The sequence below is a fragment of the Nocardia sp. NPDC059154 genome, from assembly GCF_042755705.1.
GTDB lineage: Bacteria > Actinomycetota > Actinomycetes > Mycobacteriales > Mycobacteriaceae > Nocardia.
Map to the genome: position 1 here is coordinate 14,981 of NZ_JBHZCS010000078.1, position 11,925 is coordinate 26,905.

12 protein-coding genes are annotated in these 11,925 nt (G+C 68.7%); 3 read left to right on the forward strand and 9 right to left on the reverse strand.

What is annotated here, in order from left to right; genetic code table 11:
• Window positions 1-3: 3 nt before the first annotated feature.
• Genes ACFXN1_RS42715 through ACFXN1_RS42735 form a run of 5 tightly spaced genes read right to left on the reverse strand, consistent with a single transcriptional unit; the run spans window position 4 to window position 5,412 of the window.
• A complete protein-coding gene (locus ACFXN1_RS42715; protein WP_379444570.1) occupies window positions 4-1,128 on the reverse strand; it encodes a hypothetical protein in 1,125 nt (374 codons plus the stop codon).
• Window positions 1,129-1,165: 37 nt separating this feature from the next.
• The gene (locus ACFXN1_RS42720; protein WP_379444571.1) at window positions 1,166-1,945 is read right to left on the reverse strand and encodes an acetoacetate decarboxylase family protein; all 780 of its coding nucleotides are present in this window, start codon (window positions 1,943-1,945) and stop codon (window positions 1,166-1,168) included.
• 1 nt (window position 1,946) lies between these two features.
• Window positions 1,947-2,747 carry an SDR family NAD(P)-dependent oxidoreductase gene (locus ACFXN1_RS42725; protein ID WP_379444573.1) on the reverse strand — a complete coding sequence of 267 codons (801 nt, stop codon included), beginning with the start codon at window positions 2,745-2,747 and terminating at the stop codon, window positions 1,947-1,949.
• A gap of 14 nt (window positions 2,748-2,761) precedes the next feature.
• Window positions 2,762-4,003 (reverse strand): NADH:flavin oxidoreductase/NADH oxidase family protein, encoded by a 1,242-nt coding sequence (locus tag ACFXN1_RS42730; RefSeq protein WP_379444574.1) that lies wholly within the window; start codon window positions 4,001-4,003, stop codon window positions 2,762-2,764.
• Window positions 4,004-4,038: 35 nt separating this feature from the next.
• On the reverse strand, window positions 4,039-5,412 hold the full coding sequence (locus ACFXN1_RS42735) for a flavin-containing monooxygenase (RefSeq protein WP_379444575.1): 1,374 nt from the start codon (window positions 5,410-5,412) through the stop codon (window positions 4,039-4,041).
• 108 nt (window positions 5,413-5,520) lie between these two features.
• Between ACFXN1_RS42735 and ACFXN1_RS42740 the strand changes: the two genes are divergently transcribed.
• Window positions 5,521-6,153, forward strand: a complete 633-nt coding sequence (locus tag ACFXN1_RS42740) for a TetR/AcrR family transcriptional regulator (protein WP_379444576.1) — start codon at window positions 5,521-5,523, stop codon at window positions 6,151-6,153.
• A 163-nt stretch (window positions 6,154-6,316) separates the two neighbouring features.
• Window positions 6,317-7,792: an AIM24 family protein gene (locus ACFXN1_RS42745; protein WP_379444587.1), complete on the forward strand. Its 1,476-nt coding sequence runs from the start codon at window positions 6,317-6,319 to the stop codon at window positions 7,790-7,792.
• Between the two features lie 28 nt (window positions 7,793-7,820).
• Here ACFXN1_RS42745 and ACFXN1_RS42750 read toward each other — a convergent pair whose 3' ends face one another.
• Window positions 7,821-8,564, reverse strand: a complete 744-nt coding sequence (locus ACFXN1_RS42750; protein ID WP_379444578.1) for a class I SAM-dependent methyltransferase — start codon at window positions 8,562-8,564, stop codon at window positions 7,821-7,823.
• Window positions 8,565-8,665: 101 nt separating this feature from the next.
• On the opposite strand from ACFXN1_RS42750, the gene ACFXN1_RS42755 reads away from it, so the two are divergent.
• A complete protein-coding gene (locus ACFXN1_RS42755) occupies window positions 8,666-9,463 on the forward strand; it encodes a DUF1460 domain-containing protein (RefSeq protein WP_379444579.1) in 798 nt (265 codons plus the stop codon).
• A gap of 11 nt (window positions 9,464-9,474) precedes the next feature.
• On the opposite strand, the gene ACFXN1_RS42760 is transcribed toward ACFXN1_RS42755, so the two are convergent.
• From ACFXN1_RS42760 to ACFXN1_RS42770, 3 genes are read right to left on the reverse strand one after another with little or no spacing between them, the layout of a single operon-like run.
• The gene (locus ACFXN1_RS42760) at window positions 9,475-10,266 is read right to left on the reverse strand and encodes a DeoR/GlpR family DNA-binding transcription regulator (RefSeq protein ID WP_379444580.1); all 792 of its coding nucleotides are present in this window, start codon (window positions 10,264-10,266) and stop codon (window positions 9,475-9,477) included.
• A complete protein-coding gene (locus ACFXN1_RS42765) occupies window positions 10,263-11,087 on the reverse strand; it encodes a carbohydrate ABC transporter permease (protein ID WP_379444582.1) in 825 nt (274 codons plus the stop codon). The genes ACFXN1_RS42760 and ACFXN1_RS42765 overlap by 4 nt, the downstream gene beginning before the upstream one ends.
• Complete coding sequence (locus tag ACFXN1_RS42770; protein ID WP_379463902.1) at window positions 11,084-11,920, reverse strand: carbohydrate ABC transporter permease; 837 nt, start codon at window positions 11,918-11,920, stop codon at window positions 11,084-11,086. Before ACFXN1_RS42770 ends, ACFXN1_RS42765 begins: the two co-directional genes overlap by 4 nt.
• Window positions 11,921-11,925: the final 5 nt, after the last annotated feature.

The following is an 11,925-nucleotide window of genomic DNA, read 5'->3' on the forward strand; positions in this document are numbered from 1 at the left end:
GAATCAGCCGTGCCGGATGGCGCGGTGGGTGAACGTGGGCGAGGTGCCGGGGTTGAGCAGTGCGCCGGTCAGTTCGCTGGAGGGGAAGAACTGGAGGAACCGGGAATCCTGTTGGGACACCTCCACGATTGTCTTCTCGATGACGAGCGAGTTGTACTGCTCGTAGGTGGTCTCGAGGGTATTGGCGTTGAGGATCACCTCGTGCCCCCAGGATTTCGCCGCGTGGGACAGCCCCGGAATACGCGACCGCTCCGGCGTGAGACATTCGGTGGCGATGGCGTTTTCGCTGATCGCCCAGATTCCGGTGTCGGTATTGAGCACCAGGGACTGATTGCCCAGGGCGTGGCCGGGCGTCGCGATGAGCGCGACCCCAGGACCGAGCAGCACGCTGCCGTCCAACGGCAGGATCTTCTCCGGCGGCAGATCGACGAAAGTGGTGGGCTGGTACCAGGGCCGTTGGAACGGGTGCAGGTCGGCCATGGCCTCCAGTTCCTCGCGCTGGGCGAGCAGCTTGGCGTTCGGGAAGGCCGCTGCCACCGGCTTGTTCGGGCTGATATCGGATTGCGGCCGGGTGGTGCCCAGCCAGCGACGCACATCCTGGGTGTGCAGGTGGTCGAAGGCGAGGTAGTCGACGTCGCCGGGATCGATCCCGGCCTTGCGGCACACGGTGAGCACATCGGAGTGCTCGGTCACGAAAAGGCGGCGCACCGGTCCGGGTGTGTAGCGCTGGAGCTCCGCGAAATACGGTGTGTAGGAGTCTAGTTCGTGGTCGCTCGGTTCGAACAGCAGGGTGCGGCGGGTACCGTCGGTCTCGGTCCAGCGGACGATGATCATTCGGTTGCTGATCGTGACGAACGGCGTCGGGCTGATCGCGGCCCGGAACAGCCCGTAACGCGTCGGGTACGGCAGCGAGATCAGGTCGTGGGTGCGCACCGAGTCCGGGCGGCCGGTGGCGGCGAACTCGCGGCGGAAATCCAGTGCGGCCGTGCGAGCGGCGCGCAGCCGGGGGCCGAAACCGCCGGCTGCGGACAGGGCCTTGTCGAAGGTGTCGATCCGGGCGAACGGCGCGGTGGTGGCCGGGCGCGGAATGGCGAGCGGCTCGCTGACGAGATGTTCGGCGATGCTCATGCGAGCCTCCTGGGGGTCACGGTCGATGGTGCGGCGGTCACAGGATCCGGGGCCGCATGCGAGTCAGGCCGAACAGCGGGCTGAGGGGACGCAGCGGAATCGGAGGTACCCACACGCCCAGCAGGTCGACCCGGTGCAGGCGGGCTTCGATGACCCGGCCGATACCCATCTGGTCGAGGGGATCGCGTTCGGATCCATGCACTTCCAGCCGGAAGTCCTCGATGCGGCGGACCTCGACGACGCTCTCGCACGGGGTGAAGGCCACCAGCCAGGACGGGAACAGCCCGGCGAGCCCCACGACATTGCGGTGCGGGCGGGCCAGGATGGGCGGCGGATCGGTGATGACCTCGCCGAGTCGCCCGTTCATGCTGAGCAGTTTGTGCCCGCGACGGGTCGCCTCGGCCCGGATCTCGGTGTCGGTGACCGACCAGTCGACCTCGCCCAGCTTCTTCGGATAGCCGAGCAGTTCGCGGCCGATGATCAAGGCCACGTCGTCGTCGAGAATCATCCACGGGCAGTGGATTCCGGTGCCCTGCACCGTCTTCACGTGGACGAACACACCGGCTTCGTGGTACCCGGGCGACTCGAAATTGTTGTCCGGGAAGCAGGCGGTGAACAGATCGGCGCGCGCCGGCTCGGCGAGCCGGACGCCGGCGGGCAGCCATTGCCGCATGCGGTCGGGATCGACTTCGACCGTCGCGCTGAAGTAGTGGGCGTCCCGGTACAGGCTGCGGCGCGGATCGCCCATGGCCAGCACGCGGCGCAGGTCTCCGCCGAGGGATCGGCCCAGGGTCCGGATGGCGGGTTCCCAGCCCATGTCACTTCGCCTTTCGATAGACGGTGCGCAGGATCGGACCGATCAGCGCACGCGGGGTGTACTGGCCGCCGACCGTCTGGACCTTGGCGAAGGCACCCGGCACCACGCGGCGGCGTCCCGCGGCCAGGCCCGAAATCGCTTCGCGCGCCGCCTGTTCTGCACTCACCCAGAGCGGGCCCGGGACCAGCCTGTCCAGGTTCGGGACCTCGGCGACCTCGGTGTACTCGGTGCGTACAGGGCCGGGCGCGAGCAGGGTGCAGGTCACGCCGGCGCCTGCCAGCTCGGAGTGGAGTGATTCGGCAAGGGTATTGGCAAACGCCTTGGTGGCGGCGTAGGTGGCGTTGCCGGGGCCGGGCTGGTTGCCCGCGGTGGATCCGGTGATCAGGATCGCGCCGGTGCCGCGTTCCACCATGGCGGGCAGCACTGCCAGCGTGAGGTCGTGCACGGCAACGGAATTCAGCTCGACCTGCTGGTGCTCGCGGGCCGGGCTCGCGCTCGCCAGGTCGCCGTAGGTGGCGAAGCCGGCGTTGTTGCACAGCACGGCGATGTCGCGGCAGGCCAGTTCATCGCACAGTTTCGAACGCTCGCCGCGGTCGGACAGGTCGACGGCGCGGATCTCGGCCTCGATGCCGTGGCGGGCGCCGAGCCGGACGGCCAGCTTGCGCAGCCGGTCTTCGCGGCGGGCAACCAGGATCAGCGAATGGCCCAGGTGGGCGAGCTCTTCGGCCAGGGCGACGCCGATACCGGAGGACGCTCCGGTGACGACGGCCCGGGAGGTGGGTGTTGGAGTGGGCAGGCTCATCGTTGGCTCCTCGATCAGAACTGGGTCAGTGCGCGGGCGGTCACGGTCATCCCGGCAGCGACCAGGGTGCGCAGCGCGCCCGGACCGCTCACCTGCTTCTCACCGGCGGCGATGCGGCGGAAATTCGCCGCGTGCCAGGCGAGTTGGAGGTAGGAGTTGACGGGCGCGAGGGGTAGCGGGATACGGGGTGCAGTCGGGAGCACCACCGGTTCCGCGGTCCCCGTCAGCAGGTCGGCGGCGATATTCGAGCGCACCGCGAACGGGCGGCCCAGCCCGATCACGTCGACCGCGCCCCGGGCCAGCACCTCGTTCATGAAGTCCAGGGTGCGTATGCCGCCGGTCAGCATGAGCGGCATCCTCGAGCGGGCGCGCAGTTGCTCGGCATAGCGCAGGAAGTACGCCTCACGCTCGCGGGTGCTGTCCTGCACCACGCCGGTCATGGCCGGGGCCTCGTAGTTGCCGCCGGAGATCTCCAGCAGATCGATCCCCGCCTGCTCGAGCGCGAGCGCCACGTCCAGCGACTCGCCTTCCTCCAGCCCCCTGCGCTGGAAATCGGCCGAGTTCAGCTTCACCGAGAGAATCGCCTTCGGACCGATAGCCTCTCGTACATCGGCGATCACCTCGAGCAGTAAGCGGCGGCGGTTCTCCGGGTTGCCGCCGTACCCGTCGGTGCGTTGATTGGCCAGCGGAGACAGGAACTGCGACAGCAGATAGCCGTGCGCGGCGTGCACCTGCACACCCGAGAAGCCCGCCGCCACAGCCAGTTCGGCGGTACGGGCAAAACGGCGACGCTGATCCGCGATGTCCGCGACCGACAGGGCGCGCGGTTTGCGCAGGTTGTACCCGATCACCTGGGGACGCAGCGCCGACGGGCCGACCGGGCGGCGGTGCAGCGGACCGACCGCCACCCGGCCCGGGTGATTGATCTGCATGAGCATCACCGCGCCCGCACGGGAACCCGCCCGCGCCCAATTGCTCACGGCCTCCAGGCGCCGATCGTCCTCGAGGGTCACATTGCGGGGTTCGACATAGGCGCGGCGATCGATCATGACATTGCCGGTGATCAGCAGTCCGGCGCCGCCGCGGCCCCACGCGCTGTAGAGGCGGGTCAGGGTCTGGCCGGGTCCGCCGTCGATATCGCCGAGCTGCTCGCTCATGGCGGCCTTGGCCAGCCGGTTGGGCAGTGTCACGCCGCAGGGCAGCGTGAGCGGACTGCCCACGGCGACGATGCGGGGTGCGCGGGTCTTGGGTGGCATGAATGACTCCTGGTGTCACGGAAGGGAATCGGAGGTCAGGCGATGCGCCGGGCGGCGGCGAGGATCGGGCGCAGAACGGCGCGCCGCAGATCGCGCGCCGGGCTGGGCGGTGGTGACACGTCGGCGGCGGTCGCGCCGGGCAGCAGGGTGAGCAAGGTTGACAGTTGGGTCATGGCGCGCACCAGGAACCGGCCCCGCAGCACCTCCCAGCGCAATTCCGGTCCGCCCGCGAGGATCTCGCCGGACGGCTCGGCGATGCGTGCGTAGAGGTCGCCGAGCGGAGTACGCAGGCGCTGTTGCAGCAGCGCGCATTCGGCGAGCAGACGGGAGGCGTTCATGAGCAGCATGCCCGCGCCCGATCGGGGTGCCACCAGACCGGCGAAGTACAGGTTGGCCAGACCGGGCGCGAAACTGTGCGCGACCAGCCGGGGCTGGCCGCGGTCCCACTCGAGCAGGCCCTCGCGCAGGAACGGGAAGGTCGTCCGGAATCCCGTCGCCCAGACGATGGTGTCGTATTCACCGCTGGTGCCATCGGTGAAATGCACCGTGCGGCCGTCGAATCGGGCGATCTCCGGCCGGACCGCGATGCGGCCGTGCTTGAGGAAGTACGGCAGTTGCTGGTTGACCACCAGATCCTGGTCGAAGATCCGGTGGGCGGGCTTCTCCAGCCCGAAGCTGCCGAAGCTGCCCATCCCCAGCGTCACGATCGAGCGGAACACGGCCTCCTGCGCCGGTTTCGGAATCGGCACCGAACCGATGTCGAATCTGCCGCTCGGGATCCCGAAGACGTACTTGGGGATGAACCAGTAGCTACGGCGCAGCGAGATCTCGGAATTCCCGAACGTGACGGCGGCCTCCACGGCCAGGTCGCAGCCGGAGTTCCCGGCCCCGACCACCAGCACGCGCGAGCCGTCCAGGTCCGCGGGGCGCTTGTAGTGCTTGGAATGGATCTGCTTGCCGGTGAATTCACCCGGGTACGAGGGAATGTTGATGTCCCAGTAATGGCCGTTGGCGACCACCACGCCGGTGTATTCGCGTACCCCGCCGCCCCCGAATTCGACTCGCCACCCGGCCGTGCCGGACTCGTCCAGCGGCGCGACATCGGTTACCAGTGCGCCGAATTCGATTCGGCGGTCCAGCCCGAACTCGGAGGCGAAGGCGCGCAGATAGTCGCGCATCTGCGCGGCGCTCGGAAAGTCCGGGTAGTCGTCCGGCATCGGGTAGTCCGGGTACTCGGTGACGTCCTTCGAGCTGATCAGGTACGTCGAGTCGTACACCCCGTGCGACCAGTTGCCACCGCTGGCATCGGTGGCCTCGACGTGGTCGTAGTCCAGGCCGAGATCGGTGAATGCCTTCGCCACGGCCAGCCCGGTGTACCCGGCTCCGATGATGCAGTAACGACGCGCCATTGCGACCTCCCAGAAAAGCTACAGTTTGTGTAGCTACAGTGAGTGTAGTATTTGCGCAGCGGTGCCGGTTGTCAAGACCGGCCCTGATCAGAGAGGTGGACGGCGAGCATGGCCGAACGTCAAAACCGGGCATACGCGCCGCGCATGGCTCCCGAGCAGCGACGGGAACAACTGCTGGACGCGGTCCTGCGCGTGATCGTCGAGCAGGGCATTCACAAGGTGTCCATCGACACGGTGGCGCGGGAGGCGGGTGTCAGCCGGCCGGTGATCTACGGACTGTTCGAGGATTCCAACGCCCTGCTGCGCGCCTCGCTGGACCGCGAGGAGACCGCGGCACTGGCGCAGCTGGCTTCCGCCGTGCCGCTGGCCTCCTTCGGGGATCCGGTCCGGGCCATGACCGACAGCGTCGAGCATTTCCTGTCCGCGGTACAGGCCGCTCCGGATCGGTGGCGGGCCGTGTTCCAGCTGGTCGATTCCAGCACCCCGACCTTCCGGCGACGGCTGGATCGCGGGCGGCAGGCATTCATCGCGGCGCTGGAAACCTTCGTGCGCGAGGCGGTCCCGGCGGAGCGCGAGGCAGCGGTGGATGTCCAGCTCACCGCTCGCACCATGTATGCGTTGTTCTGGGAGGCGGGACGGCTGGTGCTGGCCGATCCCGAAGCCTTTCCGCCGCAGCGTATTCGTGATTTCGCGGCGACGCTGATCCCCGCGCTGCCCGCGTTCCGGGCCTCGCGCGGGTGAGCGCTGCCGCATCTGGGGGAATACCCGGATAGCCATTGATTCGGGCATTCGAGAAACTGGATGCCGTGAATCGCCTATTGCCCGAACGGGTCCGCGCCTTCAGTGAGGTGCAGTGGTGACGGCGCTCGCCCGCGGGGAGAATCGGCCCGCGCCCGCCGACCGGATGACGGTCACCGTAACCTGTTCCGCCGCAGTCGATGTGTCGGCGCTGCTCCTGGGCGCGAACGGGCGGGTGCGGTCGGACGGGGACTTCATCTTCTTCAACCAACCGGTCGGCCCCGGCGTGGTCTACCGGCACGGCCGCGGCGCCGGGGACATGGTGGACGTCCAGACCTCCGCCCTGCCCGCCGACGTGGATCGGGTCGCCATCACCGCGAGCCTCGACGGCAGCGGGCCCGCCACCTTCGCCGCCGCCGGGACGCTCACCGCCGCCATCGGATCCCCCGCGGGCACACTGACTTTCGCGATGAACGGCCTGACCAGCGAGGCAGCCGTCGTCTGCGTGGAGATCTACCGCCGCGGCGACGCCTGGAAGGTGCGCGCGGTCGGCCAGGGTTACGACAACGGCCTGGCCGGACTGGCCGAGGCCTTCGGCGTGACCATCGACGACGACCCCGAGCCGCCGGTGCAGGCCCCACCCGCCCCGACGCTTCCGGCGCAGGCCCTCCCGCCGCAACCGGCCGCGCCACCTCGGCAGCAGCCGCAACCCGCGCAATACCTGCCGACACAACCCAATCCCGCCGCGCAGCCGATGCCGTTGCCGCCCACCCTGCCGGCCCAGCAATTCCAGCCGCCGGCCGCGCCGCAGCAGATGCCCATGGCCCCGCAGTCTTTCGCGCCGCCGCCCTATCCGCCCGCGGCCCCCGTCTCGAATCATTCCGCGCCACAAGGAGTTCCGTCCGTGCAGAGCGAGCTGTTCCATCCGAATCATGCCGAGGTCAGCGGTTACGGCATTCAGAAGCAGGGCGGCAAGATGATCCGGGTGGCCGTCGACGGGGAGACCCTGGCGCGGGCCGGATCGATGGTGGCCTATCAGGGCGAGCTGCACTTCAAGGCGCTCGGGTCGGGTGGGATCGGGCGGGCGATCCAGCAGCGGCTCACCGGGGAGGGTGTGCCGCTCATGCAGGTGTCGGGGCGCGGGGATCTGTTCCTGGCCAATGCCGCCTCCGATGTGCACATCGTGGACCTGGACGGCACCGACGGCCTGACCATCAATGGCGCGAACGTGCTGGCCTTCGACTCCACGCTGTCCTACAACATCCAAAGGGTCCAGGGCGCGGCCGGTTACGCCAGCAATGCGGGCTTCTTCAACTGCGTCTTCACCGGTCGCGGCCGGATCGCCATCACCACCCACGGCTCCCCCGTGGTCCTGAATGTCGACCAGCCGACCTATGCCGATCCGCAGGCCGCGGTGGCCTGGTCGTCCAGCTTGCAGACCGGCATCAAGCGCAATGACTCCTTCGGTTTCAGCCGCCTGATCGGCCGCAGCACCGGCGAGGGCCTGACCCTGTCGTTCTCGGGCCGCGGCTTCGTCATCGTGCAGCCCTCGGAGCTGCCGCCCGGCGGTTTCATCGGTGGCACCGGCGGCGGTCAGGAGGCCGGGCAGTCGGGCGGCATGTTCGGCGGGCTGCTCGGCTGACCTCGCCGTTCGTGGATCAGAGTGTGGCTCAGCGCTTGACGGCCGTCACGAATTGCACTGCGCCGGATGAATTCCGGCCGGTCACCTCGCAGCCCGCGGCGGTGAGGACGTCCGGCACGACGTGGTAGCCGAGGCTGCGCGCGCCTCCGATGCCGGCCACGCCGCGGAAGAGCGGGAAGTCGAGCACCGGCGGGTGGGCCAGCGCGGTCACCGCGATCCGCCCGCCCGGCCTGGCCACCCGGGCTATCTCCGCCAGCGCGCCCTCCGCGTCGGGAAAGAAGTGCAGCGCGAAGAAGCAGGCCACGGCGTCGAAGGCGCCGTCGGCGAAGGGCAGGTGGCCCGCATCGCCGCGCACGAAACCAACCGGTCCAACCGCATTGGTGCGCGCCGCCTCCGCCAGCATCGACTCCGAGGCATCGAGCCCGACGGCCAGGCCCGAATCCCCCGCCGCCCGGCCGAAAGCCCTGGTGAACAGCCCCGGCCCGCAACCGACATCGAGTACCAGCGCGCCCTCGGTGATCCCGAGCGAGTCCACCGCACGCTGCTTCTCCCGGCGCACGCCGACCGCTTTGCGTCCCATGGCGAGCCGGAAGAACTCGCGCCAGATGGGTTCGTAGATGCGGGAGATCAGCGGCACCCGCATGGCCGCCTGCCCGATGCCCTTGGCCGGAGGCGTCTCCGCCCCGAGCACATCGAGATAGCCGTGGACGACGGTAGATTCGGGGAGGAGCAGTTCCACGATGCGCTGCTGCGGCGACTGGGTCGCGATCATGCCGCGCAGCTTACGCAGGTATTCGGCGCAGCGAAAGGATTGTCTGGGACAGGAACCGACTGTTAGGTTCGATCTGCACGTCTCGTTCCGATGGAGGGGTTTTGCGCACAGTCACCCGAACACTGCTGATGCTGGTCACGCTGGTCTCCGCACTGACCCTGCTGCCCTCCCAGGCCATGGCCGCCCCCGCGCTCGACGAGGCCACCTCGCAGCAGCTGGACGAACTGCTCGCCGTGCGCAACTCGACCACGGGCACCCGGACCGACGCCATCGCCCAGCTCTCCAGCCGCTTTCTCGGCACCCCCTACGGCGCGAACATGCTCATCGGCTCCGCCACCCAGCCCGAGCAGCTGGTCATCGACTTCCGCCGCGTCGACTGCTTCACCTACCTCGACTACGTGGAGGCCCTGAGCCGCTCCACCACCCGCGCCGATTTCATCCAGAACCTGGTGGCCACCCGCTACGCCGACGGCCAGGTCGAATTCACCCGCCGCAAGCACTTCTTCACCGACTGGGCCGCCGTCGACCGCATCGCCGCCACCGACATCACCCCCACCCTCACCCCCGCCGCGGTCACCGTCACCAAACACCTCAACGCGAAAGCCGATGGCGGCAACTACCTTCCGGGCATCCCCGTGGTGGACCGCGACATCACCTACATCCCCAGCGGCTCGTTCGACAACGCCGTCATCACCGCCCTCCACACCGGCGACTACCTCGGCGCCTACGCCCCCGACGCCGGCCTCGACGTCTCCCACGTGGGCATCTTCATCAGCACCCCGAACGGCCCGATGTTCCGCAACGCCTCCTCCCTGACCGCCAACAACCAGGTCGTCGACACCCCCCTGACCCAGTACCTCACCACGGTCCCGGGCCTGGTCGTACTGCGCCCGAACTGATTCGGCCGCGCTCAGACCAGGTGCACCTCGACGCCCGCGTCGCGGATGGGGGTGAGGGCGGTGGGGTCGGCTTCGCGGTCTATGACCAGGACGTGGATGGCGTCGATGGGGCAGATGCGGGCGAGGGCGGTGCGGTTCAGTTTGTCGGCGGTGGCGACCGCGATGACGCGGTGGGCGCGGCGGACCATTTCGGCATTGATGCCCGCCTCGTCGAGGTGGCGGCATTGGGCGCCGCCCTCCGCGGAGATCGCGCCGACGCCGAGAATTACTGTGTCCAAACGCAATTCGGCCAGGGCCAGGGCCGCCAGGGGGCCGTGGAGTTCGTAGGACTCGCGGCGGGCCAGGCCGCCGAGGCAGATGGTGCGCAGGTGGGGGCGCAGGACCAGTTCGGCGGCGATGTTGAGGGCGTTGGTGACGATGGTGAGTTCGTGGTCGGTGGAGGTGGGGAGGTCGGGGCGGGCGGCCAGGGCGCGGGCCACGGCCGTGGTGGTGGTGCCGCCGTTGAGGGCCACCACTTCGGCCGGATCGATCAGGGCCGCAGCGTGTTCGGCGACGCGCTGTTTGGGCTCGTCGGCGCTGCCGCGGTAGCGGGCGGGGAGGTCGTAGGCGACGGCGGTGGCGACGATGCCGCCGTGGGTGCGGGTGGCCAGGCCCTGGTCGGCGAGGGCGGTGAAGTCGCGCCGGATGGTGGCGGGGGATGCGCCGAGGCGGGCGGCGGCTTCCTCGACCGAGAGGCGGCCGGCGTCGGCGAGCAGTTCCAGCAGGCGATTCCAGCGCCGGGAACGGTCTGCGGGAGCGGTCATTTGACGCTGCCGGCGGTGAGGCCGGCGACCAGGCGCTTCTCGATGAGCGCGAACAGAATCACGACGGGCACGATGCCGACGGTAGAGATGGCGAAGACATATTGCCAAGCCACGTCGTACTGCCCGACGAACTTGGTGAGCGCCACCGACAACGGCTGATTCTCCGGCGTGGTGAGAATGACCAGGCTGGCGGCGAATTCGTTCCAGCACGAGACGAAGGCGAACACGGTGGCGGTGACGATGCCGGGCCACACCAGCGGCAGGCTCACCCGGGTCAGGATCTGCCAGCGGTTCAGCCCGTCCAGCTGGGCGGCCTCCTCCACCTCGACCGGCACCCCGGCGAAGAAGCTGTGCAGGATCCACACCGCGAACGACAGATTGAACGCGCCGTTCACCAGGATCATGGCGAGCCAGGTGTCGTTGATGCCGAGGGTGAAGAACTCGCGCAGCAGGCCGGTCACCAACACGGTCGGTTGCAGCATCTGGGTGACCAGTACCAGACCCAGGAACAGCGTCTTGCCCGGAAACCGCCGCCGCGCGGTGTAATACGCGGCCGGAACGGCCACCACCAGCACCAGCAGCGTCCCGAACACCGAGATCACCAGGGTGCTCACCAGATTGAACGGCAGCGGCGTCTCCGGCGTGTGCCACATGGTGGCGTAGTTGTCCGGCCGCCACTGCCGCGGCAGGTAGGTCGGCGGGATCCGCAGGATCTCCGAACGCGGCTTGAGCGACCCGAGCACCATCACCAGATACGGCAGCAGGAACACCGCCGCCAGCACCGCGCCGACGGCCGTGAGCCCCCACCGCCGCCGGGTCATCGCGCCTCCTCACCGGCGGGCCGGATCAGCTTCACGTAGATCGCGATGATCACCAGGATCAGCACGAAGTTCAGCACGCTCATGGCGGCCGCCGTCGCGATCTGCTGATTCTGCCGAATCAGCTTGAAGGTCAACGTGGTCGTGGTGTCCGCCGAGAAGCCCGCGATGCTGCCGGTCAGCACCTGCAGGATCGGCAGCGAGTTGAACGAGTTGATGATGTTGATGACTGTCGCCACCGCCATGGCCGGACGCAGTTGCGGCAGTGTCAGATACAGGTACCGCTGCCAGGAGCTCGCCCCATCGACCCGCCCCGCCTCGTCGATATCGGCCGGAATCGATTGCAGCCCCGCCAGAATCGTGTAGGTCGTGAACGGCACGGACACGAACACCGCCACCCCGATGGCCACCAGGAACGCCGGCCCCGGCTCCTTGGTGAATCCGAAACCCCGGTCCAGCACCCCGATATCGACCAGGAACCGGTTGGCGATCCCCACATCCGGATCCAGCATGTAGTCGAAGATGGTGGTCGTCATGACCACCGACGCCGCCCACGGCACCAGGATGGCCAGCCGCACCGCCGTCCGCCCCGGGAAATCCTTGTTCAGGAACTGCGCCAGCCCCGCCGAGAGCACCAGCGTGATCACCACGACCGCCACCACCCACACCAGGGTGTGCGCCAGGATCGCGGGCAGCTCGTCGATGGCGAACAGCCTGCGGAAATTGGCGAATCCGGCCGGGCCGCGGTCGGTCCCGTAGGCGCTCAGGTCACGGGTCGAAGTCCAGATCATGTACCCGGCCGGGTAGGCCACCACCGCCGCGATCAGGACCAGCACAGGGC